We start from the raw sequence: 26,878 nt of genomic DNA, 5'->3' as shown, positions 1-26,878 counted from the left end.
GTTATACTTTCGAGGTTCTTTTCTGAAGGTGCTCAGGTGCTGCAGCAGCGGCCATACCTTTATACACCATGTAATGAGCGCGGTTTACTCCCATGGGAAGCGAGAGTGGAATGCCTTCAATATTGGGAGTTTCGAAGAAAGGTGAAGCTTTAGGGAATTCAGGATCCGTACAGCCGAAACAAGGAACCCCTGCCCTGGGTTTTGAGGATTGTTGGTTCCAGAGTAATTTATTACAAGGGCCGGGCACCAGCGGCCCAGCGCAACCCATATGAAAGAACAGACAGCCCATCTCTCCAAAATCAGATTCTTCGACCCTGTATTCATGATACTCATTACGGGTACAGCCCTGGTGCACAGTTGTACCGTACCATTCAAGCGGACGCTGATATTTATCAAGTTCCAGCTGAATACCATTAGCAACCGATGCAATGGCTCCGGTAATTACGTCATGATGGCAGGGACAGCCTGCAAGGTTAATAACCTGTTGACCCGATTGAGCGGTAAAGTCAACACCAAGAAATCCCCCCTTTTCCCGTTTAGTAAACTGTAACCCCTTGGCCTCGATGACGGTATCTGATCCGAATCCTCCAAATGAGGCACATGTACCAACAGCCAGAACATTTTGAGCCATTGATGCGAGGCTGAAGACAATTTCTTTTTTGGGTTGACCGTTTTTGGTATGGAACATTCCCGTTCCTGCCGGTCCACAGATAATTGAACCTTCCACCAACAGAATATCCAAAGGCTGCTCACCTGTCAAAATACGTGTAAATAATTGATCATGCTCAGTTGGTGATACATGAGAAAATGAAGGGTGCCAGAGTAATTTAATGTTCAATGAATGCAATAATTCTACAACGTTTGGGAATTCACTACTTAAAAAGGAAAAGGTGTCTCCTCCACACCCCCCTCCTTGTAACCAATATGCGGTCTTCACAAAACTTTCCCCCTCCAAGCTTGAAATCTTCTCTCGATCAATCAACGAAGAGCATGACTATTACGCATAATCAGTGAGGCGTTGGTTGAAGTAACCAAGAGACGAGACCCAATCAAAAAAAACATTTACCTGCAAACCATATAACCCTTAAGAGCCTGCCGACGAGCTACTTTCACGGACGACAAATAGCAGAAATCGGCTCATATTGAAGTCTATGACCTGAGGAGACATGAGTCAACAGAATAACCACAGGGCTGGAGCTCTTCCACCCATTAGATTCTATTATATTTCCATTTATTTTTCACTTGACACTAGCCTTGTAAGAGCTCAGAATATTTCACTATAATTGTAATTTTCTCCAACAAATTAAGAAAACTAAAGTTTCCTGCTAATTATCACGGTTCAAACTCATGTTTTCTCACACGACCATGCGTAACAGAGTTTGAACAAACTTGAAATCACTCGTTTTTTCATAAAACCCTCATGGTAAATTCGGGTTAAATACACATAATTGAAGAGTGTTGCCTGCCCGTGTGTAACAGCCAACTCACTTTTCTTAAAAAAAGTATCTTTTCCTCTCGCTTCGGCCTTTCGCTGTTAGTCCACAGTCTTTTCTGTCGTTATTGATTTTCCCTAAAAAAAAAAATAAAATAATCCCCAAACAAATTTGACCAATTAACTCGAGCACATATACAATACTCGAACAAGTGCTTTTGCTCGCCGACAAAATACGTCCTATTGCCGGCAACAGGTTGCGCCTGCAGCAAATCGACCGCCTTTTCTTATAGAGGTGAGACCACAACTTTTATTTTTTCATTTTCAAGAGGGAGCATGAGCAAAAGCAAAACAAACTGGCAAATTGTATTGATAACAGCATGCATGATCACAGGTAACCTTATTGGCGCCGGTATTCTAGGACTACCTATTAATACCGGTCTAGCCGGATTTTTCCCTTCTTTGATTGCCATGGTTGCAGGCGGCGCAATGATGTTCTTCACCGCTCTAATCCTTGGCAATCAAGTGCAGCTTAACCGGGAACAGGCATCTTTTGATTACCCCTCTCTTTACCAAAAATATTTCGGCAACATTGGCAAATGGGTTGCTGTTGCCGCAAATATTGTCATCCTGTACGGACTGTTAACAGCGTACTTTACAGGAGGCGCTAAGGTTCTTAGCTCAATGGTAGGAATCAATGACGAGAACCTGCCGCTCTTTTTATGTTTTGCGGGATTTTTGATTGTCATAACCTGTATCAATTTAAAATTTATTCAAAAACTCAACACAGTATTCATTATTTTTCTTGGTGCTGCTTTTGCGATCCTAACGTTTATCGGCAGCAGTCATGTCAAACCTGTTCAATTGAGCTACCAGGACTGGGACTTCCTGCCCGCTACTTTACCCATCATTGTTACCGCTTTTCATTTTCACAATATTATCCCGGTGGTGGTAGCTGAGCTCCAGTATGATGTGGCCGCTTTTAAGCGCTCTGTTATGCTTGGCATGCTGCTGGCATTTGTCATGAACATGACATGGGTAGCTGTGGGGATTGGGGTGTTACCTCTCACCGGTGAAAATTCAATTTTACAATCATATCAATCCAATATACCTGCAACCGTCCCCATGGGTATTCAGTTGAACTCGGTGGTCTTTACACTTGTTGCCTCCCTGTTTGCCATAGTGGCCATTTGCACATCCTTTCTTGCCAATGGTGTGGGATTGATGAATTTTATCAAAGACCTGCTTCTTGGTTCCAAATTACCGACGCCGCGCCCGCTTGTTGTTTTTCTTACCTTTGCCCCACCATTATTCACCGCCATTTTTTATCCTGACATTTTCCTTAAAGCATTGAATGTGGTTGGAGGCATTGGGATTATAACTCTTTTCGGCATCCTTCCAGCGGGCATTACGCTTATGAACAAATCACTTGGCAAGGGGATAAAAATTGCAGCTGCAGTGACCCTGCTTTTTGCAGGATCAGTACTGGTGGTTGAAGTGATGCAGGAAGTAGGCATGCTGCAGCTGCAGCCACATGTGGAATACCACCAGGTAGATTTCGACACCACCCCACCTCAACCAAGGAACTAATATGCAATCGCTCCGATATTTATATCGTTACGGCATGGGACCTTCTTCAAGCCATACCATCGGCCCACGAAATGCTGCTGATATCTTTAAATTGAGAACACCTGATGCTGCCGCTTACCGAGTCACCCTCTACGGCAGCTTAAGCCTGACAGGGAAAGGGCACTTAACGGATCAGGCCGTTATGCAGGGGCTCTCCCCGGCACCGTGTGAGATCATCTGGCACAACGAGCCATTAAGCTTTCATCCAAATGGAATGAAATTCGAGGCACTGGATAGTGCCGGCCAATGCTCCCAGGAATGGACGACTTTTTCCATCGGGGGCGGTGAACTGCGTGAACAAGAAGGCAGTGAAAGTGAGCACCCTCAAATGTATACTCAATCCTCCATGCAGGATGTACTGCAATGGGCAATCGATTCCGGCAGGCCTCTTTGGCAGCTGGTGGAAGACTCAGAAGAACCTGACTTTATCAACACCTACCTGGCCGACATATGGGAAAAAATGAAAATTTCCATAGATAGAGGGTTAAATAAAGATGGTGTTCTCCATGGTGGACTTCACCTGCCCAGAAAGGCTCGGGATGTCATGGTAAAGGCAAGAAGGCTGAAAGAAAGTGAAGCTCGCACAGGCTTACTCTCCGGATATGCCTTGGCTGTTGCTGAAGAAAATGCCGACGGAGGGTATGTGGTGACCGCACCTACCTGCGGATCATCGGGTATCGTACCAAGTGTACTGTATTACTCTTCCTATGAAAAAAGACATAGTGACAGATCAATTATTAACGCTCTGGCAACAGCCGGCCTGATCGGCAACCTGGTAAAGGAAAATGGTTCCATTTCCGGTGCAGAGGTAGGTTGCCAAGGAGAGGTTGGAGTGGCCTGTGCAATGGCTGCCGGTGCGGCGGCACAACTCATGGGGGGCTCATCACATCAGATTGAATATGCGGCCGAGATGGCATTGGAGCATCATCTGGGTTTAACGTGTGATCCCGTGCTGGGGCTCGTGCAAGTCCCATGTATCGAGCGTAATGCCTTTGCTGCGGTGAGGGCCATGGCCTGCGCCGAATATGCGCTGCTCACAGATGGACGGCATTTAATCAGTTTTGACAAGGTTGTGGAAACCATGCGTAAGACAGGCCACGATATACTTTCGCTTTATCGTGAAACTTCTTTAGGTGGACTGGCAACAGCCTTTTTTGAAAATAATAATAAGGAATCTGTATGAAGAAAAACAGTGTGAAAAAATGGCACATCGCCACAACCCTGGTCACTGGTCTACTCTTTACTTCTCAGGCATTGGCTTGTACCACCTTTATTATTACCCCTGGAGCCACAGAAAGCGGGGCCATGTATGTCGGCCATAGTGATGATGGTCACCTTAACGATCCCCGCCTTGTTTACGTCCCGGCTGCAGACCATCAGCCAGGCTCCACCCGCCCGGTTTACTTTGACGCAACATCCATAGGGGAATTACCTGAATACGGCAGCTTTGTCTATCGTCGCTATACCGGCAGTGACCGCGGGCCTGGATACATCAACACACGCGTCCCACAATCAAAGCCTGTCGGCTTTATCCCCCAGGTTGCACACACATACGCCTATTTTGACGGCAACTACGGTATCATGAACGAACATCAGCTGATGTTTGGTGAGTGTACCAATGGTACCAAAATGGGAAATGTAAAGCCCTCTCCCAAGCACCTCTTTTACAGTGCCGAACTCGCTCGTGTAGCTTTAGAGAGATGCAAAACTGCCCGTGAAGCAGTTGAACTGATAGGGCACTTAATCGACACCTATGGTTTTCATGGAACTGGTGAAACATTGCCTGTTGCTGATCCCAAAGAGGGGTGGTTGATTGAAATGGTTCCCGGCGACGACAGCTTTGGCGGGTTGTGGGTAGCGCAAAGAATACCCGATGGCGAAATGGTGGTGAGTGCGAATGAACTACGCATCCGTGAGGTTGACCCCAATAATCCTGATCAATTATTTAGTCCCAATCTGCATAAGGTCGCCCAAGCTAAAGGCTGGTGGAAACCGGAAGATGGCCAATTGGACTGGCTCCGCGCAGTGAGCCTTGGCGAATACAATCACCCATACTACTCTTTACGCAGGGTATGGCGTGTAATGGACAAGCTTGCGCCCTCGTTACATCTCAGCCCATGGGTTAAAGATGGATATACAAGAGACTACCCATTCACCATCACCCCGGATCACAAAGTAACCCGCCACGAAGTACTGCACCTGCTTCGCGACCATTATGAAGGAACAGAGTTCGATATGACCAAAGGCGTTGCTGCCGGTCCTTTCGGAGTACCATACCGCTATCTTGGCCCCTATGAATCAGCAGGCGACGTGGCAGATCCGAAAGCACACCATGACGGGGCATGGCAACGGCCATTATCTGTCTATTACTGCACCTATTCCTTTATCTGTGAAGGCCGATCATGGTTGCCGGATGCCATTGGCGGGCTGCTCTGGTTTGGGCTGTCAAAACCTTCGGAAACAGCCTATACGCCTCTCTACGTGGGAACGACAAAAATTGCAGAACCGTATTCCACAGCTGACCCAAGATACTACACCAGAGATTCTGCCTTCTGGGCGTTTAACTTTGTCGAGAATTGGGCTGCCATTAATTATTCGGGTGTACACCAGGACATCGTTGATGTGCGTGATCCGCTAGAAAAAGAACATTTTCAAGCAGTCGCTCAAGCAGACAAAGAGGCTCTTTCCCTGTTTAAACAAAACCCAGCGGCTGCCACTGCCTATCTTACTGAGTTCAGTGTCAATACTGCGCAAAATGTCTTTGAGACCTGGCAGAATTTTGCTGATATGCTCATCGTAAAATATGCTGATGGCGGGATGAATTATCCTGGAGAATTAAATCATAAGGTTGGTTATCCGCAGGAATGGCTAAAAACCACGTCCTGGGTAAATGGTCCGACGACCTATGAGCAACCTGAGGCAAAATAAGTGAGCGAGAACTAAAAATTCATAAAGTGGATAGTACGGCCCCTTCAGCAGTACGACAAAAACGCACTGCTGAAGGAGGTAAAAAACTTATTTCCTTTTCTATGGAAGTGCCTGACGTAACGAGTCTGCTCCCGAATTTTCTACATTCTGCTGGACAAGTATATCCACAGGACGCACCGGCTTGCCGTAATACTCTGTATTCCATTTCTCTCTTGGAGCGATTACCGCGCCTTCGACACTCAGCCCGATAAAGGCACCTTTTGATCGCCCAAAAGCGAGGATATCAGCTGTTTGGGCCTTGTTGGTAGCCCCGACCGGGCCAGCAGCGACAGTGGCGTCCCCACCAAGCTTGAATTCAGTTGACAACATAGCTTGCAGCCCTTTATCGCTCATCACCATCAGTATAATTTCAGATGCATCTGCACCAACCTGCAGGCCAAAAGAGATCGATCCCATCGTGTAGAATGCGGGATAGCTCCACTTGCCTGTTTTCGAATCCTGTGCGAGCAGCGCACCGCTTCCTCCTGAACCGCCGATGAAGAATCCGGCTTTAAGCATCTGTGGCACAATGAAGACGCCTTTTGCCTTTTTGACATTTTTTCTAAACCATTCCATGTTAGGGTCACCCAAAAAACTCTTGTAAACAGCAGTTGCCTTTGCTACCAATTCTTCGGGTTTACTGAAATCATCGGCAGCAAGCATTGGAGAAGCGCAACATGCCGATAAAAAAAGAAAACCAACGGCTGTAAGGATTACTCGTCTTAACATTTCCATCATTCTGCTCCTTTTATGGGTGTTTTGTACACGCTGGTTTGCCCGGTACATCCACCGAGTAACCAGCTGTTAGTTCATTTTTCTAGACACCGGCCAAATGCAGTTTCAATTGCTCACAGGTTAAAAACAGTCTTACTGTCGGCCTGCCGGGAGTAGAGCAAAGTTGCCTTCCATTTTTTTATTTTGCACCATGTCTGTCCCTCTCTTCCCCAAAATAGAAAACATTCTGGATGTACGCCGTCAAAAATGCTGCATCACCATGTACCACGATAGGCGGCATACATACCTAAAGGATTCTAAACAGCAGTCAGGCGGCAAACACCTTACGAACAAGAGCTGTAACAATCGGGTCACCTGTATCCACAATACTGGCCGAATAAATCCACTCTCTGTTGGCATTTCCGGAAACGGCAATAGCATTTTCTTCGTACTCGACCAGGTTCAATTCTCCGTTTTCCGGAGGGACACTGTCCTGCATGCGGGTTGAAGTCAGCCGGAAAGAAGAAAAAGGACGGCCTTCCGGATATACAAGTTCAAAAACGCCATTTTTTACAATGCCAATAAGTATCTTGTCCATCACACTTCCCCATGAATAAGGTCAATAAATGAACCTGCAACGTAACTATTTTGCCTATTGTGCCGAATCAAAGATTTTTACCAGTTTGTACAAACTGTACCTGCTCTGCAGGGCTCTATAGAGCTTAAACAGGTCCATTTGGCAAATAAGCCCCGACTTCGAAACCTCGGTATGCAAAATATTCTGACCGCCTATGAGTGAAGCACGACCCAACAGTTCCCGTGCAACAAACCTATAAACAATCAAGGCTGCTCCGACCTTCGTCTAGCCGAACCAAACAAATAGCCTGCAACAGCACCGAGCAGGCCGATGGGCGCAGTCAACTGTTCTGTTGTCAGGGCCGACACAGCCATGAAAATGGTTCCCTCGATTACCAGGATAAGTCCCACCGCATTTACCAGCGACTCACTGGAACAGTTGGGTATTTTTTTTAGACAGAATAAAACCAGCGCCAACATCAACGGAGTAGAGACGACGATACCCCCCAGCAGCCATATCCGATGCTTTTCCTGTAACATTCGAAATTCGGCATCCTTGGTATAAAAGGCAATGTCAAGGGCAGACTCCTCCTGGGTCGGAAGAGGTGCAGATAATTGCCGAGAAGGTGCTCCCGAAATAATGTCTTCGATGGCTTGGTCACTAGAGGGCACAGTTTCCTCTCCGTAAGCCTTTACGGCAGTGTAAGGCAAAATTCCCAACCAGGCACAAACAGTTACACTGATAATTGTAAGGACCAACAGCATACGCATACACGCCTCCCGTATCCACCCTCACCGGCACTGGCTGGATCTCATCTGTTGATTTAATGCATTCAGAAAACGGCTGTAATAGTTTTTATCCTCTGTCGTTCCTGCCGTTTCATACTCTCTTTGCAATGTGGCCTGCATTCTCTTTAGCTCTGCGCAGGAAGAAGTGCGTATATCTCTTTTAAACCGGCGTATTTTCTGCTCTGTTTGAGACGCCCTTGATTGGGGAACAACCTGTTGATACTGGGTTGCCCTGTTAGGTGTGGGAAACGGTAGCAACTCCGCAGCAAATGCTGCAACAGCAACATGCAAAAAGACCACCAAGATAATAATCAGCCAACTCAAGCGACATGTGCGTCTCCTTAGTTTAAAAACAAACATGCTCATCTCCTTTTCAACGATGATGGCCTTGCGAAAGTCCATCATCTGCTAAAAAACGGCGAAACGTAACCACAGGCAGAGGGTATGTCGAATAGCGTGAAAATTCGATGATGCCTTCAATAATAGCATCTCCGCATCTTTTGTTCCCATCATCCTCAAGGAGCTTGCGCTAACCCGACACCACGGTCGGCAACATCCACCCCGGAAGCAAGGGGAGCGGTTACTGCGGCTGCCAAAAGGCGGCTGGTGATTACACTTGCCTTGGCCGGCAACGGTTGGCTGCGAATAGCCTCCCACCAAAGAGCTGCCAGCCCAGCAACATGTGGACATGCCATACTGGTTCCATTTAAAGGAGTCAAACCGCCTCCTGTTTTAGCGGACACAATGCCTACACCAGGTGCGGCAATCTGTGGGAATGTGTTGGAAAAGTAGGCAACTCCCAAGCCATTGCTCCCTTGTTCCAAAGCGCCCACAGCCATGACCCCTTCTGCTGCCGCAGGAATCGAAACCCCGATCTTATAGTCAGGATTTGTATTGCGTTTGCTCTCATTACCTGCCGCTGCCACTACGATTGTTCCAGCACCAAAAGCAGCCTGGCGTCTGATCATCAGCATTACCGCGTCAAACATTCTCAAGTTGGCCCGATACCCTTCCAATGCCCTTGACGTCGCAAAATCAGCCGGTAAACCTTGATTGTTCACCATATCGTCAACCCATCCGGGAAAATCAAAACCCAGTGACATGGAAATCACGGATGCGCCATGATTTGCTGCCCATTGCATCCCTTGAAAAAGCATCTGCGAGTCTCCGCGCCCGTCATTGCCCAAAACCTTGCCGATCAGGGCCTGGTCAATGCCGGGAGCAACCCCAATTCTTGTATTTGCAACGGTTCGGCCAAAGACGGTACCGGCACAATGGGTACCATGGCCCTGTACATCGCCGTTACCGTCACCGCTGAAATCCTTTTCAACCAAGTTAACGCCTGCAAAGGCAGTATGATTGCTGTCAATTCCAGTATCCAACACAGAAACAAGAACACCTTTTCCTGTATAGGCAGACCCATCGGCTCCTACAGCACTGATTCCCCAGGCGGGTTTGTCTTCTTGCGGCTCTGCCATCACAACCGGAGCAATCAGCCGGGTAGGCATAACCGGTGCCATTGCATGCACCTGTGGGTCATTGGCGAAATCGACAACTTCGGCGGATCGAAGCTCCTGGGTTTCTAAAACCGGATGAAAATCCTGCAGAGGCTCAAATCCCCGAGTAGAAGTGGCTATCTCAAATGGAGCGCCCAAACTTGTCCCGCTCATATCACGTAAAATAGTATATTGACGCGGCATAACTCTACCTCCAAGAAGTATATAAGCTCGTATTCAAAGGGGTTTTGCTCCCCCAAGAAAAAAAATTAATGCACTAGGACCCCAACCTACCCCGGAATTTTTGATCAATAATCCGGACGAAGGGACTACTCGACCTACAATCTCCTCCCTACCTGTTCATTTAAATGGTAATATCATCAGGTCCGTTTACTACCCGATGTCCTCGGTGTTCAACCATGCCTAAAGGATCATGCATGGCAAGCTGTCCAAAACCAACCCCTACCCTGTTTTCTACCAGTTGAACCGGGACCTGATAGGTTTGGTACGCACCAAAAACAAACTCCAGATCTTCCATAAATCCGGATTGGCTCAAAAGATACGCCGTTGCCGAGAGCTGACCAGTGAAGGCATTTATGCAAACAACGACCTTCCAATACTCCTGTGGAATAAGCACATCCCGATATTCGCGATCGCAAAGCCCGAAAACAGGGCCTGTAAAAACACTTACTTTCAGATCATGGGTGGCCGCATTATCAAGAATATATTCCTCCAGGTCCAACCAACTTCTCTGGTTAAGCTGCGCATGTTGCGGATGAGCATTGGTATAGAAAAACGTATCATCTGCCGCTTGAGCGGCCTCTTCTCTCGTATCCCCCCATGCAGGATCAAGTCGTCGTACCATGTGACCTCGATCCAATGGATTGTTTTTGTATAGTTCATTGCCTACTTGATATATTTCCTCCATACGCGGGTCCAGTCCCCATCTGTCGCGGCGGCGTGGTATCTTGTACAACTTACGGCCATCAATATTGCACGCAGTAAACAGTGCCAGGCGACGGCTCTTATGCATCACCACCGAAAAATGCAGATAATGCAGGTATCCATCCTCTCTGTTGTTTACCGGGGCAACAACAGCTGGATCTACCTCAGGAAAGTCAACGGTCTCTCCTAAAAACAAAGGGTCATACCCTTTGCGGATTTCCAGGTCTGCCAGAGTCGGTTTCCTCTCTTCAGTCCCTGAAACCGATAGTTGAATTACGCTGCGGCCATAAAGATCTGCGAGCTTGCTCTTAATCGTTTCGCTGGTGACAGCAAAATTATTCTCTTTATAGGAGCCTGCAAAATGGAGCCCTGCAGCTTTCCCATCTTTAAGATTGACCACCACCGAACCTGAATTGCCCCCCAAAGTGGTACAGTCATGGGTCAAGATAAACCGATCTTCGCGAACACCGGTCACACGCCCCGGACTTAGCCGTTTAACATTGTAGATATTTTTAAAAATGCGCTGCATGATAAACGGATCATTTCTTCCCCCATCCTTAGCGGGATAACCGATAACAGCAACATCATCGTTTCGTTGCAAATGCAGGGATGACAGTTCGATCGGTTGCGGCAAGCCCTCAACCTTTTCAAGTCGAATCAAAGCCATATCCGGCCTTTCAGGACCTTCTTTTTCAATAAAAACAACAGCAACAACCTCAACTTCAAAAGCTGGATTAGGGGATGCGTACTCTTCGTTAAAATCTACCTGCACCCCAAGCTGAACGCCGAAAGGCGTGGTACGGAGGACAATTTGATTGTTTGCATGATAAGCAAAAACGTTTGCAACATGTCGGTTGGTGATCATCACGTCTTCCTCTATCATCCACCCGGTCCCGACATATTCCAGTGTAGGATCATTCACCAACTCCACACGCCCTACTTTAGGGATAGCCTGCCGCAGATACCCTGTTGCCGGTTCTATTCTTTTTTTTATCACCTGCAGCTCTGGTTCTTCCCATTGCCCGTCCCGAATAAGCAAGGCAGGCCGCCCCGTAGCAAGCACAATCGCTTCAGGAGAGGCAAACCCTGTGGGAACCCCTTCCTTTCCATCAAGCAGTAAATCGATTCTTTCACGATCGCTTGCCTGCAGCAGCACGTCCATGCCTGCACGGAAGGTTGGAGACTCCATCAAATCCTCGAGCATCCCCTGCAGCAATTCTACCTTATCTTGTAGTTCAGAAACGACTTCTTCGTCGGCAAGCAGGGAAGCTAATGGAGCGTTTTCATTTTTTTTCCTACTCATTGGGGTTTCTCCCTATTCCAGGCAATAAAAATGGTGATGACAAAATTGATTGTTTACTCTACTCATTCGCAGGACTCCCAGCAGATAACACGCAATTGTCATACCATTTACACGGCAAAACCCGATACCGCGTAAACGGTCCTTCTTCTGCTCTTTAGGGGCACAGCCCGTGAAAGTAGGTTCTAAAAGTGGTGCATATACACCACCCATGGTGGTGCATTTCGACCACCAGCAATCGCGATGGTTTTTTTTTTGCCCGACAATGGGCAATGATGAACAGGAGTATTAATGACAAAGAGAGAAAAAGCGGTAACGATAACAAAGGGGAGAAAGTGAAAAAAAGTACCCCGGTCTGCAACAAACAGAGGAGAACGTCCCTGTGAGGACGGGCATAAAGAGAGTAGCTGCCCCAGCAAAGGCAAGCTACAAAATGTGAATATGAGAAGAATTACATTGTACGGTTAATTGCGTATTTTTTCATGCGGTAGCGAAGGGTATTCCTGGTTATACCAAGCTTTCTTGCCGCCTTGGATTGATTCCATCCACTCTGTTCCAGGGCTGCTAAAATAAGATTTCTTTCCTGTGAAGACAGGTCCAGATAATCATTGGAACGGCTCTGCGGAACAATGTATTCCGAGCGTATTTTCTCCGGCAGCAAATCCTCTGTTATCTCACCATGCCGGCAGACAAGCACGACCCTTTCCAACACATTTTTCAGCTCCCGTACATTACCCGGCCAATGATAACTCTGCAAAAGCTGCAAGACCCCGTCTGCCAAAACCAATGGCGGTTTATTTTGCTCCCTACAAAATAATGCAACAAAATAATCGACCAGCTCATCCAAATCAACCCCTCGCTGCCTGAGTGGCGGTACACGGAGAGGATACATGTTAAGACGGTGATAGAGATCACTTCTAAACTGCCTGTTGTGGACCATTTGATCAAGATTACGATTGGTCGCGGCAATGATCTTGACATCTACCAAACGAGATTTTGAGGATCCCACAGGAGAGACCAACTTATCCTCAACCGCATGCAAAATTTTCGGTTGCAGATCAAGAGGGAGGTCACCAATTTCATCAAGAAAAATGGTGCCTTTATCTGCCTCCACAAATGCACCCTCCCTGTTGCCGACTGCTCCGGTAAAAGCTCCCCTGACATGTCCGAATAATTCACTTTCAAGCAGATCGTGGGGAATGGCCGCACAATTAACCCGTATAAAGGGTTTAGCTGCTCGTGGGGAATGAGCATGAATCGATTGCGCAATCAGTTCTTTGCCCGTTCCTGACTCGCCGGTAATCAATACTGACATTTTGGTAGAGCCGATAAGCTTAATATCCTCATACAACTTATGCATAACCTGAGAGGATCCTACCATCTTTGCCTCTCCCTGAACCCCACGCGAGACACCAACTTCCTTTCGGGTATCCGCGATGGCTCGCGCTACGACACGCACAACCTCCATATTATCAATCGGTTTGGTCAAATAATCATATGCCCCCTGTTTCATCGCCGTAACGGCACTCTGAATAGTCCCAAAAGCGGTGAGAATAATCAGCGGAACATTCTGGTACCTGCGGTTTCGAAAATCCAAAACTTCCATACCATCAGCCCGCGCCATTTTCAAATCGGTCAACACAGCATGGGGCTCCATATCACGCCACAAAAGCATCCCCTTTACTCCGTCTTCAGCAGCCTGAACCTCATACCCTTCTTCAGAAAGGACTAAGGTCAGCAAATGACGCATGCGTTCTTCGTCTTCAATTATGAGTACCCGACTTTTCATATGCAATTATCCTGGAAACAATTCTGGAGTTTCAATCTAATTTTTACCCACAGTTACCAGCGGCCTCAAAGGCAACCTGATAATAACCCTTGCCCCTCCTTCTTGGTTGTTGACAAGCTTGATGCTCCCGTTGTGGGCACGCACGACTTGCCTGCAAACAGGGAGACCGAGCCCTACTCCCTTTTCTTTGGTAGTAAAAAATTTTTTAAAAACAAGCTTTAAATCATCTTCAGCAACACCTGGTCCGGTATCCTCAACTACTATTTCGATCCGTTGCTGTTCTATCTCTCGAATGGAAATGGTTATGGTTCCAACCGCTTCCATTGCCTCTTCACTGTTTGCCACGCAATTAAACAATACCTGCCGGAGTTGTTTAAAATCTGCATAAAGCACCGGCAACGTATCCGGCAGGTTGACATTGATCTTTACACCCTCCGAGTGTTCTTCACACTCCACCCATTTATCCACAAAATCCTTAATCTCAAACTGTAGATCAACTTTTCTGAACTTAGGCGGTTTATGACGGGCAAGGCCGAGAAGATTATTGATGATCAGATTTAAGCTATCCACCTCTTCAATCACATACTGCAGCAAATTTTCCTGGACCTCAGCACTTCGCTGTTCACTCAAGAGGTACTGGGCGGAACTCCTGATAATTCCCAGTGGATTAATCAACTCATGGGCCAACATGGCTGTCATTTCACCAAGGGCAGCCATTTTTTCAGCCTGCACCAACTTATGAAATGTTGCTTGTAACTGGTCATTGCTCCCAGCAAGCGACTCAAAGTTCAGGGCATTTTCGATGGCCGTGGACACTTGACTCCCCAGGATGCTGAATGCCTGAAAATCACGACTTGTATAAGAGGTACCATCTTTCCTGGGACCAATCAGCAGCATTCCCGCAAAAAGCGATCCCCCTTGCAGACCATACACCAATGCAAATCCAGCCTTTTTAATCTCCAGCAGTTCCGCGCTCAAAACAGAATCACCCACCATTCGTTTACAAGAGAAAGATTGCTGTCCTTGCCGCAGCAAAGTAATCAAACGACTTTTCGACCAGAGACTGGATCCAAAACGCAGGTTCTCCGGGTACAGGCGGCTGCGCTTTTCCTCCATGATCATCAAACCTATACCGGTAACCTGTAGCCCTTTGGGCAATTCATTAACAAGGATATCGACCAAATCGGGCAGCTGCAAAGTAGTGGCAATTCTCCCGCTCACCTCACAAAGTAGATTCTGGTAATCCGGCCTGCTCCCGAAAATGAGCCGGTCCACACTATACTGCACCAATCGCCTTAAAGGGCTGTAGACAAGAGCGCAACCAAGAATAACGAGCAATAAAAATTCGGTGGGGGCGTCACGGGAATTGGGAGAAAGATAATCCAACAACGCCAACAGGCAGGCATATAAGCCGTAAAGCATCCCCAGAAGTATCCCAAAAGTCAGCCCACTGCTCAACAACCGGTCAAGCTCTACTTTCAGAAAAAAAATCGGTCCAAAAAAGAAAAAAAGAGAAACAACTGTGGCTGTAAACAGCGATAAGGTAAGGGAAACAAGCGAGTGATCTACAATAAGCAGAGGCAGCATATACAGGTAAACAAAGACCAGTACCCCAAACCACACCCCTATAAACAGGAGAATAAACAAGTCTTTTTTACTTATCTGTAAAAAACGTGGCATAGTGGATACGCTGACCGGAAAGTATTATTTTGAATATATGAGGATACTACCTGCCCCCTGTTCATGCCGGGCAAGCTCTTTTCACCTCATTCTTCCATTGGGAACCATTGATTTAGCATCTTACAAACCAGGCTCTCCTGTTTACCGCCAGTAGTCCGGAACTATCTTATTTCATAACAATTATACCAAAACAACGAGGTGATCGCCAACGTTTCTGCAGTTTGCCCGAAAAGACTTGTCTTGCAAGCACTTTTAGATTTCAGCAGATAAAAAAACAACAGCCGACAAGGCTAAAATGCACATAGCAAATATATAAGACAACTTTTCTATACTGGTTGCTTATTTTTTTTATCTAACCGAATCAGGTACAGCCACCAAAGACTACCGGGCACCATAAACAACAAAGCGAGCACTACGACAATACTTCTGGGAGAAAAACCAGCATCCAGTGCCTGTCCAGTGGCCAGGGTTGACAGACTCATAATCAATGTCAAAAGCGCCATCTCCACCGCAAAAACCCTGCCCCGAAACTGTTCTTCAACCCGCAAATGAAGAAGTGTGGAGCTAAAAACCCACTGGATGGCACCACCAATATGCCCAAACAGAACAAAAATGCCGGCAATAAAAATATTAGGAGCCTGACTGAACAGCAGGTAAGCGACGGCAGAGATGGCAAAAGCCACTCCAATAGCCCGGCGCATACCTGAAGAATCAGCCCCAAACCAACGCCACGCAAGAAACGGACCGATGGCAGCCCCAATGCCGCGCATGGAGTAGAGTACGCCACTCAAACCGCCGCGGCCACCATCAGAAAAGACATGTTCACCAAAAACCGTTAGCATAACCAATATGCCTCCGGACAGTGCCCAGCCACTTTTCACCAACAAAAGCGCCGCAACCCGTGAATTACTCCGCACGTACTGCAAACCTTCCAAAAATGCGGGCACCCCGGTAAGCCTGGACAAGGAAAATTCCTTTTTTTTCCGTGGTCGCAACCTCAGCACCACCGTACTAACAAGAAGTGCTGAGCCCAAAAAAGTACCCACATCAATAAGTATAGCAGCCTTCCAACCGAACCAGGCTGTCACAAACCCGCCAAGTGCAGCGCCCAAGGCCAGGTTAACCGACCAGGAGGCGCCGAAAAGGGCATTAGCTACCTTCAACTCCTCCTTACTGCACAGATCGGGAATGGAAGCCTGACGTGCAGGATGATTAAACGTCCAAGCCGACTCCTGTAAAAATGCCAACATATAAATCAACCAGACCTGAGAATCGAGTCCTGCCAGCAAATACCCCGAAACCACCAAAGCCCGAAGCACATCGCAGATTATCATAATTTTCTTGCGATTGAAATGGTCGGCAACCACCCCGGCAAAAGGTCCCAAAAGCGTTGTCGGCAAAAACTTGGCAACTAAAAACCAGCTAATGGCCTCACCAGATCCGGTCAAATCCGTCAACACAACAAAGATGGCGATGTAATTAAACCAATCTCCGACCTGACTAACAATAGTCGCAAGCCAGAAGCGTCGAAATTTTTGATTGGTTCGTAAAAATTGTAAATATGATCTCAGCCGGCCTGCTGTCAGCTTGTCCGAACCATCATGCTCAGTATCTGTCATAAACGTATACGAAATGAAAAGATAATAGTTCTAGTAAGTTATAAAAAAATACCTTCACAGGGAGGCAACGGGCACTTCCCCAACCTGCCTACAAAACCGGAATGGAAGCAAACGCCGGTAGCGCAAAACGATCAAATCGGGACACCTGCCCCCTCTATTTAGACAGAAGCTTCCCTCGCTCCTTTTACCATATCCTAAAAAACGCTTTTCATTCCCATAGTCTCCACAGTCTTGAATGCAGATAATCTCAGCAACGGTGTATAGAATAATCATGCAGCATACAGGCTCATCGGTATACTCTTATACCATCTCAAACAGCTCCCCCTTCTTGAAAAAGAATAAAAGAGTGGGTGATTATTTCATCTCAGTGGTGTCTATTCTTTGCCGAAACAGCGCCTGACGAATGACTGTCAGGCCGGAGAAAGGTAATACAATGGTAAACAACGAACAAAGGCCCATGCTCCGCTTCCTGGTTACCCTGACTATATGTTCAGTGGTTGGATTGCAGACGTGGATGGTTCTATTTAACAACTTCGCCGTAGAAGTGGCTGCCCTTGATGGAAAACAAGTCGGTGCCATTCAATCGGTACGTGAAATACCGGGCTTTCTTGCCCTACTGGCAATCTATGTCATGCTTCTTTTGCAGGAACATAAAATTGCAGCACTGTCCATTATCCTTCTTGGAGCAGGTACGGCTGCAACCGGTTTTTTCCCGACATTTTTCGGTTTACTGACCACGACCCTGCTGATGAGCTTTGGCTTTCATTACTATGAGACCATGAACCAATCACTGGTGCTCCAGTATTTCAACCGGTCTACCTCTCCGCTGATATTAGGCCGTTTGCGCAGCCTGTCTGCAGCTGCGGCCATCCTCACCAGTGGTCTTATCCTCTGTCTCGGCAAACTTATTGATTACCGATGGATATATCTCATACTTGGTTCTACAGTTACGGCTGCAGGAGTGTGGGCGTTGTTCCAAAACCCCACCCACGCCAACATAGTGCCGCAACACAAAAAGATGATATTCCGTCGTCGCTACGCCCTTTACTATTTCCTCACCTTTATGGCAGGCGCTCGCAGGCAGATTTTTATTGCTTTTTCGGTTTTTCTACTGGTCAAAATTTTTTCTTTTTCGGTGCAAGAGGTAATCTTACTGTTCATCGTTAACAACATCATCAACTACTTCCTCAATCCTGTGCTAGGCAAAGCTATCGTGCGCTATGGTGAGCGAAAAATACTCACCATCGAATACACCGGCTTGATTTTCGTCTTTCTTGCCTATGGTTTTACCGAGTCAAAACTGATCGTGATGTGTATGTATATTTTAGATCATGTCCTGTTTAACTTTTCCATGGCTATCAAGACCTATTTCCAAAAAATTGGAGACCCTCAGGATATCGCCCCCAGCATGGCTGTCGGCGTTACAATTAACCACATTGCAGCGGTTGTCATACCTGTGCTTGGCGGTCTCATCTGGATGGTAGACTATCGGATTCCGTTTGTCATCGGTGCCATGATGAGCGGCATCTCATTGATCGCCGTCCAAAAAATATCGCTTCCCGCAAAACAATCGCCGTAAATACTCATGGGGGGGATAACTTCCTGATTTATTCCCCCTAAAATCTATAACTGCTCACATCACCAACCAAATAGCAAACACATCTTCACACTATGCAATCCAAACATTCTACTACGAGCCAATCGCTTACAGCTCAACCGATAATAACCTCACGCATGTCCAGAGAAGAAATTAACGCCCTGCCCATAAAAAAATGGCACGGCCCAACTCACCTCATCTCGTGCAAAGAGCAATTACAACACGCCATATCGATATTGAAAAAAAACCATGTCCTTGGTTTTGACACGGAGACCAGACCAGCCTTTCGTAAAGGACAGCAGTATCTACCCGCTCTGCTCCAGCTGGCTACAGAAAAAGAGGTTTTTCTCTTTCAACTCAAGCAGATCGGCCTACCTGAATCTATCACTGCATTGCTCAGCAACAGAACAATTTCCAAGGTTGGAGTCGCAATAACCGATGACGTGCAGGGGCTGCAAAAAGTCACCCACTTTTCTCCTGCAGGATTTATTGACCTGGCAAAACTTGGCAAGACCCTCAGCATACAGCATTTTGGATTGAGAGGTCTTGCAGCGGCCACCATGGGGATCCGCATTCCAAAATCAAAAAAAATCACCACCAGCAACTGGGCCAAGAAGGACCTCTCGCCGGGACAAATTCAATATGCGGCAACCGATGCATGGATAGGGAGGGAAATTTTCCTGCGGTTAAACAATAAGTGAATCCGGCCATGGGCATTTCATGCCCCTCACCCGACCACAGGTGTCCTACGAAAAGGGTTGCCTCCAGGCCGACAGGATATACACTATACAAGAAGACCTTAGCGACCCTTAAAAATAACAAACAGGGAGACCTTTTTTATGGCAAACGAAAAATTTAACAATCACTACCAAAGCTTGATCAACAATTTCCCTGAAGTTATGGCAGCAGTGGAAAACCTTGGCTCTACAGTGCGGACGGCAGGGCCACTGGATAAAAAAACGACGGAATTGATCCAGTTAGGAGTTGCAGCGGCAACTCAATCAACAGGAGCAGTGCACTCCCATACCCGCCGTGCTCTTGCAGCAGGCGCATCTGTGGCAGAAATACAACACAGCCTGCTTCTACTTATCTCCACTATAGGTTTTCCAAAAGTGGCAGCTGCGCTGGCATGGATTCAGGAAACGATCGCTGAAAAGTAATCTATTTTACATCATTCGAATGGAGCCTTACTCACACTCTCTTGGCGACTATCGCTCACCAGCTATTGCCCGGTATGTTTACCGGTTCCTGCATACGCTCAAGCTGATCTTCAAGATCAGCTATTTCCTGCTGCCAGTAAGCAGCTGAACCAAAATCAGGTACGACTACGGAATGCCCGTCTTCTTTAACCTGATAGGCACACCAGGCTGTATAGTGGACAAAGCGCATTGCACGGAGAGGCTCCATCAGGGCAAGGCTTCTGTTATCAAAACTGCGGAAAGTTTCATACCCTTCAAGAAAAAGATCAATCTCGACAAAGGCTGAGTCCAAGGTACCTGGAAGCAGCATCCAGAAATCCTGCACCGGCGGCCCTGTAGCAATATCATCCAAATCGATCAGGTAAAAAGATTCTCCTGGTCGATAAATGAGGTTACCGGAATGACAGTCGCCATGGATGCGAATCATGTCGGTATCTTCAAACAGAGGGCTCGCTTCCCTGATAAACCTTTGTACGACTGCTTCATAATCAGCGGCCAACTCCTCGGTAAGGAGGCCGCTTTCAAGGATGTAGCGGAGATGAGCCTGCGTGCTTTGATCCGGCCTGATCGTCGGTCGATGGGCAAATGATCCTGCGGCACCAACCACATGGGTACGACCCAATAACCGACCGAGTTCAAGCCACTGCCCATCATTGAGTTCGTCAACATAACGTCCCCCTTTTTTGGGAAAAAGGGTGAAAAAAATGTTTTCGTAGCAACCGAGCGTACCACCCTTCTGCAATGGAAGTGGTGTAATCACGGGGATCTCATCCTTTGCCAGTTGGTGGAGGAATTGGTGTTCCTCCAGCAATGCCTCTTTACTCCAGCGTCCAGGCCGAAAAAATTTAATGATAATCCCATTGCCGTCTTCATCTTCTAATTCATATACCCGGTTGATATAACTATTCAATGGGCGGCACAAATTAGAGAGATATATACCAAGCTCTTTTTCGGCAAGGTTAAGAATGGCATCAGGCGTGAGCGCCGAAAAAACACCACCAGTTGAGCTTTCTTTCGTATTCATATACGGGCATTACCTTTTTGAAACGGATTCTGCAGCCTACCTTGCCGGCTTAATTGATATTTATTGGCCGGAGGGCGACAAGTATGCTACGATCAAACCGTAATTATTAATATCTTCTTTTTGATCATTCTCTCTTCGACCTGCAGATAATTGTTCCATTTCTGCGAAGAGGCCACAAAGAATAATCAAAACAAGGACTGTCTTTTTTTGACACTCACTCCCAGAGGAAAAGAATGCGTACCTCCCACTATCGCATACAATCAGTTGGTCCAGTCCTCTTCCAGCTCTTGAGCCTGCGCTCTTCTTCCTTCTCTACTCGATTCTCCATAGGCCTTCTGTTTTATTACGTCATTCTATCTTGTTTAGCTATCACAATACGCCCGCCTGGTATGTATCGGCATACCGAAACAACCCTTTTACACCATATACAATGAAGGAAAACCTACGTTCTTTTACTAACAAGGAGGAAAAACATGAAAAAATGGGAATGCACAATTTGCGGATACATCCATGAAGGTGAAAATCCCCCAGACGAATGCCCTGTATGCGGAGCAGACAGCAGTGCGTTTATCGAGGTCACAGAAAAGGCTGCACCTGAAACGCCCGAAGAGGATACAGCAGAAAAAGGACAGGATGAAGAAAACCCGGTTCCAGAAACGCTTCTCGAAAAAGCTACTGCACTTATCCTGCAGTTTCATCTCCATCCGATTACAGTCCATACCCCCAATGGAATAATCCCCTTCGCCTTCATACTGCTCATACTTACTCCTGTTTTCGGCCTCATTTCATTTGAGACGGCGGCCTTTTACAGTCTTGTTTTTGTACTCCTCAACATGCCGGTGGTCCTGTACACCGGGTACGTCACCTGGCAAAAAAAATACAAAGGTGCAATGACGTCGCTCTTTAAGCTCAAGATTGGTGCTTCCATCGCTGCTACCGTTCTGCTTACCCTGCTCGTTATCTGGCGACTGGTACAACCGGAAGTGATGGCTACGCCTTCTTCTGGGAGGATGATGTTTATTTTCCTTGCCTTGCTCCTTCTGGCAGCGGTGGGCATAGCCGGCCACATGGGTGGTAAACTTGTATTCGGTGTTAAAAAGAGCAGTTGATATTAATAGTAATGGATCCTAAGTGATTTTTATTCCCAAAACTATTGCAAACTTTTTTCGGATACGTTATTCATCTTCGTAATTTGATTAACCAAGCAAATGATGGACTTATAAAAAGTCCATCACACACTAAAGATGGCTAAGTACAAAAGTTCGATATACAAGGCGCAGTGTTTTTCCCGAGGCTTTGACTATACATATGGTATGTCAAAGCCTCGGGAAAAACCTGCAACACCGTAGATCGGACTTTTTACAACGCCATCAGCACATAACAAACTACAGATAAGTATATTCAATCATTTTAAAGGAGTAAAAAATGGCTACAACAAATGACAATCTGAAAGAAGCTTTTGCCGGTGAAAGTCAGGCTAACCAGAAGTACCGGGCTTTTGCCAAGAAAGCAGAAAAAGATGGTTTCGTTAACATTGCAAAGCTGTTCCGTACCACTGCTGAGGCAGAGCGAATTCATGCAGAGGGTCACTTAAAGGCACTAGATGGAATTGCTACTACAGCCGAAAACCTGCAGGCTGCCATTGACGGAGAAACCTTTGAGTTCTCCAATATGTATCCCCCCATGGTTGACCAGGCAGTCGCTGAGGGGCACAGAGCCAAGACAATGTTTAAATTCGCAGTGGATGCAGAAGAAGTCCATGCCCAGATTTACTCCAAGGCACTCGAAGCAGTAAAAAACGGAGTTGATATGGATGTCACAGACTTTTATCTTTGCCCCATATGCGGCTATATTGAACTTGGTGCAGCCCCTGAAAAATGCCCGGTTTGCGGAGCAAAACAGCAGGTCTTTACCCAAGTAGCATAACGATGTTCCCCCCTCTGCCGGCAGCTTATTTGTAGACAAAGCTGTCGGCAGAGCTCCTATTATACAACCCGCCTTACACAACGCTCCGCCCCTTGTTCTTTTTCATTTATTGTGCAAACAGGAACAAATAAGGGCTCGCACCACCAAAGCGTACTCTGTCTCAGCCGTTTCCGGTCTGCCCATTGCATGGAGGGCAGGACTGCATTTTTTTGAAGTTCGCTAAATATAAATAGAAGTTGTTCTCCCTCGCGATCATTAACTATTTTGCAAAAGATAGAGCACCTTTTATCGCCGACAGATGCAAACAAGGAAGTGGGTCAATTGATTTTTCTGAATGCCCCAACCTGAAAAATCGTATAAAGAGGTAATAAGGGGTTGCTGGACATGATTAAGATTCACCATCGTTAACCTGGAGTTCTCATCAGTTCAGGCGGCGTCAGGTTCATTTTTTTTGGTAATGAATGGAAGCGTAAACTCCGGGTAAGCGTAGACTCAGCTAGCAGTCTCTATTCATTACAAAAATACAACCATTCAACCCCTCTTTATTTTCTGCAACGGTGACAACGACCCAACTTTTCTATATAATTAAACATATTCCAGCTGAGCTCTACCAGCAGCTACAGAAGCATCACTACCTGGAAACAAGTCTATGCCTCCTCCAGTCCAAGCAGCCACCCACAAAGGCCGTTATGAAAGTCTTCTCAATAGTATCTCCACCAATGATGTGGTTTGTATTCTTATTGTTGCAGACCCTGATGCCATCGCCAGTGCTCTGGCTTTAAAAAGATTGTTCTGGAGAAAAGTAAAGAAAACTCTTATCTGCCGGGTTAATGCTATTAAACGTTCGGATAATCTGGCCATGATCAGAGAGTTAAAGATCACCCTCCCTTACATTACAAAGGCAGACACCAGTGAGGTGACGACATGGGCCATGGTTGATTCACAGCCCCATCATCATAAATCTTTAAGCAATACCAATTTCAGGATCATAATCGATCATCACACGCCTGATCCAACTCTGAAAGCTCCTTTCAAGGATATCCGCGAGGAATATGGCGCGGTTTCTTCCATTATGACGGAATACCTTAGAGCGGCGGGGATTACTCCTTCGACCAAATTAGCCACTGCTCTATTTTACGGCATTAAGACAGACACAGATAACTTTGCCAGAACGTCAACTTACGATGATGTCAAGGCGTTTCGGTACCTTTATCCTCACGTTAATATTAATATTATAAAAAAAATTGAATCATCTGAAATCAACAAGAAAAACCTGGACGCATTCCGCAAAGCTTTCGAAGAGTTGCAATTTATAGGTGATACGGCCTATATCCATATGGGTGAAGTAAAGGATGCCGATTCTCTGGTGATTCTTGCCGATTTTTTTCTAAAGATGGCAGAGGCGACCTGGTGCATCGTGTCCGGTGTTTACGGTAAAAAATTAATTATAATTCTGAGAAATACCGGTTTTCGACTTGATGCGGGCAAACTTGCACAACGGCTGTTCGGTAAGCTGGGTTCTGCTGGAGGGCATAAGAACGCGGCTAGAGCAGAGATTCCACTCGCAGGGCTTGCAGACGAAACAGATGATTTATCGCAACTTGGAAAATATATTGCTGATAAAATCAAAAACCGTTGATCCTGTTTTGGAAGCTGGCAACACTTAATATCGCTGTTGCAAGATGCGATCGGCCACGAGGGCTTTATAAAACGAGAGGCAAAAATAACGAGTTGGTAAGGATCAATAATTTCACAAATATGTTTGTTCTTTCAGAGATTGGCATGTTTCCAGGAGTCTGTCGGCCTGAACCCTTTCTCTCCAGCTCGACGTTATTGCCGAAAAAACAATACTCGCAGGGAAGCGTAAACTCCGATAGTAAGTTTATGGCTGTGCCTCTTGCGTCGCATAAAAAGAATGCTTTGGGCCACAGCCGGTATCACTCCTGACAGGGACCGAGTTCAAACATGGTCTGTTTGAAAACTGCGCAATACCCTTGATCACACTGCATCTGTCCAGCTGGAACAATGACAATTAGCCATATACCCGCAATAATTCTTACAGCCCAAAACGGCTCAAACAAAAACGTGTATTTTAGTACATTTTTTTGCAATGAGCTTCATGCTGGAACCTTGCAGATTCTTTGCCGATTTCCATTACGCAACCGTCGGTCATATTCCTCTGTTACAATCGGATTTACTCCACTTTTTCTAAAAATAGCGGAGGGCAAATGAAGCATCGTGTTTAAATGTTGACAGGTGATACAGCTTGGCCGGCGAAAGGAGTAGGTCATCCCTCTGCACTATGTTGAGAAAGAAAGGTGGGCCTCCTGCAGCATCATAGTCCGGTTAGAGTCCATTTTCATCTCAAGAGAGGGCGAGTAGAATATTTATTTATATTAATTATTTACCAAGGAGGCAGGTATGTTTCCAGTATCATCCATATTATGTCCGAGTGACGGTAGTCAACATTCAGAATCTGCATTAAGCGTTGGCGTCGAGATTGCCGAGAAATTTGGTGCAGCATTACATGTTTTGCAGGTAGTCCAGCCGGTTCCGATAGTCATTGGATCAGGCTATGGCTCAACCTCACTTAACGGTTTTAATGTGCCGATGTATGAAGAAAAGCTGGTTAAAGATGCTGAACAGGAATTGTCCCAGATAGTGGAAAAAACTGTTCCAAGCACCGTTGAAGTAAGCACTCATATTGAGGTTGGATTAGCTGCTGATGCTATCAATGACTTTGCCGTAAAGAGTAAGATCGATCTGATCGTAATGGCTACCCATGGCCGATCCGGGTTGACTCATTTTATGATTGGTTCGGTAGCTGAAAAAACCGTGCGCAAGTCGACAGTGCCTGTTTTGATAGTTCCGGCTAAAGCTGCGGCCTAACCTGAAAAAACGTAACTATTCAACAGTAGCCCCAACTCTCCAAGATCTGCGGGCCCAGCATTCCGATATATCGAGGTCGGAGCTTATCTGCTAATCGGTCAGCTTGTGAACATTTGAAGCACTGCTGAACAGCATCACTTTCCAAATTAATCAGCCATCAATGGGGATACACCTATGCCATTTAGTCACGTATTGTGGACCGGGCAAAAAGATTGTTTTAATAGTCTAGGACAGCGGGTCGATTGTTGCGAATTGGGACAAAAATCTGAATATGAAATTGCCTTTTCCTGGCCTGATCCCCGTTTTGAACTAATTGATCAAAATATCATTAAAGATCGAGCGACCCAACTCATTTGGCCGCGCAATGCATCCCTTACTGAATATCCAATGGGTTGGTTCGAAGCCTTGCAATGGATAAACGAGCTCAACGAACAACAACTTTTTGGTAAGAAGAGTTGGCGATTACCGAACCGAAGAGAGTTGAGAAGTTTGATTGATCATAGCAGAAGTAATCCTGCTCTTCCCCAAGACCATCTTTTTCATAATGTTGCCATAGGATGGTATTGGACATCCACTACCTCTGCCATGAACACGAATTATGCCTGGTATATCCATATGGAAGGGGGGAGAATGTTTTATGGCAACAAGAATGAAAGTTACTGGCTACTACCGGTTTGCGGTACCAGCAACATTTTACCTCGAACCGGCCAAGAATCTTGTTTTGATAAAAACGGGCAGGCATCTCTATGTAATGAAACAGGACAAGATGGATTCTTTCGCTGTGGAGCAGAATGGCCGGCCCCTCGGTTTGTTATTGACGCACAAGGAGTACTGGACCAACTCACTGGACTGATCTGGCACCCTGATGGAAACCTGACGGATGGACCTGTTTCTTGGGAAGAAGCTTTATATGCTGTTAAATCCTATGCGGCTAAAACTCGTCAACCATTTCGCCTACCGACTATCAATGAAATGGAGAGTCTGGTAGATGCTTCTCAGCATTCTCCAGCCTTACCGCGCCGTCATTTTTTTGATAATCCGCAAGAGGCATATTGGACATCGACAACTAGTGGTTTTGAAACTGATTGGTCGTATGTCTTGTATCTTCATAAAGGAGCTGTAGGGGTTGGGTATAAAAGAAATAAAGATTTTCACGTATGGCCGGTAATGCACCATGACCAAAGGGTCATATAATACCAGCAATTGCCAAAAAATCGTAAAACGCAACCTAACTGTTAAGCAGCACCCAACTCTCCAGGATCTGCCCACCCAGCATACCGATATATCGAAGTCGGAGCTTATCTACT

At 46.4% G+C, this 26,878-nt stretch carries 23 protein-coding genes; 12 read left to right on the top strand and 11 right to left on the bottom strand.

All coding sequences use genetic code 11. The features are described 5' to 3' along the window. Position 1: 1 nt before the first annotated feature. Positions 2-937: an NADH-quinone oxidoreductase subunit B family protein gene (locus tag ACHZCY_RS21275; protein WP_205222592.1), complete on the bottom strand. Its 936-nt coding sequence runs from the start codon at positions 935-937 to the stop codon at positions 2-4. A gap of 831 nt (positions 938-1,768) precedes the next feature. On the opposite strand from ACHZCY_RS21275, the gene ACHZCY_RS21270 reads away from it, so the two are divergent. Genes ACHZCY_RS21270 through ACHZCY_RS21260 form a run of 3 tightly spaced genes read left to right on the top strand, consistent with a single transcriptional unit; the run spans position 1,769 to position 5,989 of the window. After that, on the top strand, positions 1,769-3,022 hold the full coding sequence (locus ACHZCY_RS21270) for an aromatic amino acid transport family protein (protein WP_319550327.1): 1,254 nt from the start codon (positions 1,769-1,771) through the stop codon (positions 3,020-3,022). A gap of 1 nt (position 3,023) precedes the next feature. Next, on the top strand, positions 3,024-4,244 hold the full coding sequence (locus tag ACHZCY_RS21265; RefSeq protein ID WP_319550326.1) for an L-serine ammonia-lyase: 1,221 nt from the start codon (positions 3,024-3,026) through the stop codon (positions 4,242-4,244). Further along, positions 4,241-5,989 (top strand): dipeptidase, encoded by a 1,749-nt coding sequence (locus tag ACHZCY_RS21260; protein ID WP_319550325.1) that lies wholly within the window; start codon positions 4,241-4,243, stop codon positions 5,987-5,989. The genes ACHZCY_RS21265 and ACHZCY_RS21260 overlap by 4 nt, the downstream gene beginning before the upstream one ends. Positions 5,990-6,088: 99 nt before the next feature. Here the strand turns inward: ACHZCY_RS21260 and ACHZCY_RS21255 are convergent, their stop codons facing one another. The 6 genes from ACHZCY_RS21255 to ACHZCY_RS21230 form a co-directional block, all read right to left on the bottom strand. Beyond that, entirely contained in the window at positions 6,089-6,766 is a 678-nt protein-coding gene (locus ACHZCY_RS21255) for a lipid-binding SYLF domain-containing protein (RefSeq protein ID WP_232371030.1), read from the bottom strand. A gap of 304 nt (positions 6,767-7,070) precedes the next feature. Next, a complete protein-coding gene (locus ACHZCY_RS21250; protein ID WP_205222588.1) occupies positions 7,071-7,340 on the bottom strand; it encodes a hypothetical protein in 270 nt (89 codons plus the stop codon). Between the two features lie 242 nt (positions 7,341-7,582). Then, positions 7,583-8,089 carry a hypothetical protein gene (locus ACHZCY_RS21245; protein ID WP_205222587.1) on the bottom strand — a complete coding sequence of 169 codons (507 nt, stop codon included), beginning with the start codon at positions 8,087-8,089 and terminating at the stop codon, positions 7,583-7,585. A gap of 21 nt (positions 8,090-8,110) precedes the next feature. Next, positions 8,111-8,467, bottom strand: a complete 357-nt coding sequence (locus tag ACHZCY_RS21240; protein WP_319550324.1) for a hypothetical protein — start codon at positions 8,465-8,467, stop codon at positions 8,111-8,113. 155 nt (positions 8,468-8,622) lie between these two features. Then, positions 8,623-9,807 (bottom strand): S8 family peptidase, encoded by a 1,185-nt coding sequence (locus ACHZCY_RS21235; protein ID WP_319550323.1) that lies wholly within the window; start codon positions 9,805-9,807, stop codon positions 8,623-8,625. Between the two features lie 160 nt (positions 9,808-9,967). Further along, positions 9,968-11,851 (bottom strand): DNA/RNA non-specific endonuclease, encoded by a 1,884-nt coding sequence (locus ACHZCY_RS21230; RefSeq protein ID WP_319550322.1) that lies wholly within the window; start codon positions 11,849-11,851, stop codon positions 9,968-9,970. A gap of 188 nt (positions 11,852-12,039) precedes the next feature. Here ACHZCY_RS21230 and ACHZCY_RS21225 point away from each other — a divergent pair, with 188 nt between their 5' ends. Then, positions 12,040-12,234 carry a hypothetical protein gene (locus ACHZCY_RS21225; RefSeq protein WP_319550321.1) on the top strand — a complete coding sequence of 65 codons (195 nt, stop codon included), beginning with the start codon at positions 12,040-12,042 and terminating at the stop codon, positions 12,232-12,234. 65 nt (positions 12,235-12,299) lie between these two features. Here the strand turns inward: ACHZCY_RS21225 and ACHZCY_RS21220 are convergent, their stop codons facing one another. The 3 genes from ACHZCY_RS21220 to ACHZCY_RS21210 all read right to left on the bottom strand — a co-directional run bounded on the left by ACHZCY_RS21220 (position 12,300) and on the right by ACHZCY_RS21210 (position 16,936). Continuing rightward, positions 12,300-13,637, bottom strand: coding sequence for a sigma-54-dependent transcriptional regulator (locus tag ACHZCY_RS21220; RefSeq protein ID WP_319550320.1), 1,338 nt, complete (start codon positions 13,635-13,637; stop codon positions 12,300-12,302). 36 nt (positions 13,638-13,673) lie between these two features. Further along, positions 13,674-15,317: a sensor histidine kinase gene (locus tag ACHZCY_RS21215; protein ID WP_319550319.1), complete on the bottom strand. Its 1,644-nt coding sequence runs from the start codon at positions 15,315-15,317 to the stop codon at positions 13,674-13,676. A gap of 326 nt (positions 15,318-15,643) precedes the next feature. After that, positions 15,644-16,936 carry an MFS transporter gene (locus tag ACHZCY_RS21210; protein ID WP_319550318.1) on the bottom strand — a complete coding sequence of 431 codons (1,293 nt, stop codon included), beginning with the start codon at positions 16,934-16,936 and terminating at the stop codon, positions 15,644-15,646. Positions 16,937-17,369: 433 nt separating this feature from the next. On the opposite strand from ACHZCY_RS21210, the gene ACHZCY_RS21205 reads away from it, so the two are divergent. The 3 genes from ACHZCY_RS21205 (at position 17,370) to ACHZCY_RS21195 (ending at position 19,693) form a co-directional block, all read left to right on the top strand. Beyond that, on the top strand, positions 17,370-18,515 hold the full coding sequence (locus ACHZCY_RS21205) for an MFS transporter (RefSeq protein WP_319550317.1): 1,146 nt from the start codon (positions 17,370-17,372) through the stop codon (positions 18,513-18,515). A gap of 155 nt (positions 18,516-18,670) precedes the next feature. Next, complete coding sequence (locus tag ACHZCY_RS21200; protein ID WP_319550316.1) at positions 18,671-19,234, top strand: 3'-5' exonuclease; 564 nt, start codon at positions 18,671-18,673, stop codon at positions 19,232-19,234. Positions 19,235-19,372: 138 nt separating this feature from the next. Further along, complete coding sequence (locus ACHZCY_RS21195) at positions 19,373-19,693, top strand: carboxymuconolactone decarboxylase family protein (protein WP_319550315.1); 321 nt, start codon at positions 19,373-19,375, stop codon at positions 19,691-19,693. A 55-nt stretch (positions 19,694-19,748) separates the two neighbouring features. Here ACHZCY_RS21195 and ACHZCY_RS21190 read toward each other — a convergent pair whose 3' ends face one another. Next, on the bottom strand, positions 19,749-20,756 hold the full coding sequence (locus tag ACHZCY_RS21190) for a serine/threonine protein kinase (protein ID WP_319550314.1): 1,008 nt from the start codon (positions 20,754-20,756) through the stop codon (positions 19,749-19,751). Positions 20,757-21,229: 473 nt separating this feature from the next. Between ACHZCY_RS21190 and ACHZCY_RS21185 the strand changes: the two genes are divergently transcribed. The 5 genes from ACHZCY_RS21185 (at position 21,230) to ACHZCY_RS21165 (ending at position 26,765) form a co-directional block, all read left to right on the top strand. Continuing rightward, the gene (locus ACHZCY_RS21185; protein ID WP_205222575.1) at positions 21,230-21,865 is read left to right on the top strand and encodes a rubredoxin-like domain-containing protein; all 636 of its coding nucleotides are present in this window, start codon (positions 21,230-21,232) and stop codon (positions 21,863-21,865) included. Between the two features lie 316 nt (positions 21,866-22,181). Next, positions 22,182-22,682 (top strand): rubrerythrin family protein, encoded by a 501-nt coding sequence (locus tag ACHZCY_RS21180; RefSeq protein ID WP_205222574.1) that lies wholly within the window; start codon positions 22,182-22,184, stop codon positions 22,680-22,682. A 649-nt stretch (positions 22,683-23,331) separates the two neighbouring features. Then, complete coding sequence (locus ACHZCY_RS21175) at positions 23,332-24,321, top strand: DHH family phosphoesterase (RefSeq protein ID WP_205222573.1); 990 nt, start codon at positions 23,332-23,334, stop codon at positions 24,319-24,321. Between the two features lie 782 nt (positions 24,322-25,103). Further along, positions 25,104-25,571 carry a universal stress protein gene (locus ACHZCY_RS21170; RefSeq protein ID WP_205222572.1) on the top strand — a complete coding sequence of 156 codons (468 nt, stop codon included), beginning with the start codon at positions 25,104-25,106 and terminating at the stop codon, positions 25,569-25,571. Positions 25,572-25,745: 174 nt separating this feature from the next. Continuing rightward, the gene (locus ACHZCY_RS21165; RefSeq protein ID WP_319550313.1) at positions 25,746-26,765 is read left to right on the top strand and encodes an Lcl C-terminal domain-containing protein; all 1,020 of its coding nucleotides are present in this window, start codon (positions 25,746-25,748) and stop codon (positions 26,763-26,765) included. The last annotated feature ends 113 nt before the right edge of the window (positions 26,766-26,878 follow it).

Origin of the sequence: Desulfogranum marinum (assembly GCF_963675105.2) — a bacterium.
Lineage (GTDB): Bacteria > Desulfobacterota > Desulfobulbia > Desulfobulbales > Desulfobulbaceae > Desulfogranum > Desulfogranum marinum.
This window is presented reverse-complemented; position numbering and strand designations above follow the sequence as displayed.

Coding starts and splice junctions, on each gene's coding strand:
- ACHZCY_RS21250 (WP_205222588.1), bottom strand. CDS start 7,340: ATGGACAAGATACTTATTGGCATTGTAAAAAATGGCGTTTTTGAACTT.
- ACHZCY_RS21185 (WP_205222575.1), top strand. CDS start 21,230: ATGAAAAAATGGGAATGCACAATTTGCGGATACATCCATGAAGGTGAA.
- ACHZCY_RS21220 (WP_319550320.1), bottom strand. CDS start 13,637: ATGAAAAGTCGGGTACTCATAATTGAAGACGAAGAACGCATGCGTCAT.
- ACHZCY_RS21200 (WP_319550316.1), top strand. CDS start 18,671: ATGTCCAGAGAAGAAATTAACGCCCTGCCCATAAAAAAATGGCACGGC.
- ACHZCY_RS21180 (WP_205222574.1), top strand. CDS start 22,182: ATGGCTACAACAAATGACAATCTGAAAGAAGCTTTTGCCGGTGAAAGT.
- ACHZCY_RS21205 (WP_319550317.1), top strand. CDS start 17,370: ATGGTAAACAACGAACAAAGGCCCATGCTCCGCTTCCTGGTTACCCTG.
- ACHZCY_RS21265 (WP_319550326.1), top strand. CDS start 3,024: ATGCAATCGCTCCGATATTTATATCGTTACGGCATGGGACCTTCTTCA.
- ACHZCY_RS21215 (WP_319550319.1), bottom strand. CDS start 15,317: ATGCCACGTTTTTTACAGATAAGTAAAAAAGACTTGTTTATTCTCCTG.
- ACHZCY_RS21230 (WP_319550322.1), bottom strand. CDS start 11,851: ATGAGTAGGAAAAAAAATGAAAACGCTCCATTAGCTTCCCTGCTTGCC.
- ACHZCY_RS21195 (WP_319550315.1), top strand. CDS start 19,373: ATGGCAAACGAAAAATTTAACAATCACTACCAAAGCTTGATCAACAAT.
- ACHZCY_RS21165 (WP_319550313.1), top strand. CDS start 25,746: ATGCCATTTAGTCACGTATTGTGGACCGGGCAAAAAGATTGTTTTAAT.
- ACHZCY_RS21190 (WP_319550314.1), bottom strand. CDS start 20,756: ATGAATACGAAAGAAAGCTCAACTGGTGGTGTTTTTTCGGCGCTCACG.
- ACHZCY_RS21240 (WP_319550324.1), bottom strand. CDS start 8,467: ATGTTTGTTTTTAAACTAAGGAGACGCACATGTCGCTTGAGTTGGCTG.
- ACHZCY_RS21175 (WP_205222573.1), top strand. CDS start 23,332: ATGCCTCCTCCAGTCCAAGCAGCCACCCACAAAGGCCGTTATGAAAGT.
- ACHZCY_RS21210 (WP_319550318.1), bottom strand. CDS start 16,936: ATGACAGATACTGAGCATGATGGTTCGGACAAGCTGACAGCAGGCCGG.
- ACHZCY_RS21270 (WP_319550327.1), top strand. CDS start 1,769: ATGAGCAAAAGCAAAACAAACTGGCAAATTGTATTGATAACAGCATGC.
- ACHZCY_RS21255 (WP_232371030.1), bottom strand. CDS start 6,766: ATGATGGAAATGTTAAGACGAGTAATCCTTACAGCCGTTGGTTTTCTT.
- ACHZCY_RS21245 (WP_205222587.1), bottom strand. CDS start 8,089: ATGCGTATGCTGTTGGTCCTTACAATTATCAGTGTAACTGTTTGTGCC.
- ACHZCY_RS21235 (WP_319550323.1), bottom strand. CDS start 9,807: ATGCCGCGTCAATATACTATTTTACGTGATATGAGCGGGACAAGTTTG.
- ACHZCY_RS21170 (WP_205222572.1), top strand. CDS start 25,104: ATGTTTCCAGTATCATCCATATTATGTCCGAGTGACGGTAGTCAACAT.
- ACHZCY_RS21260 (WP_319550325.1), top strand. CDS start 4,241: ATGAAGAAAAACAGTGTGAAAAAATGGCACATCGCCACAACCCTGGTC.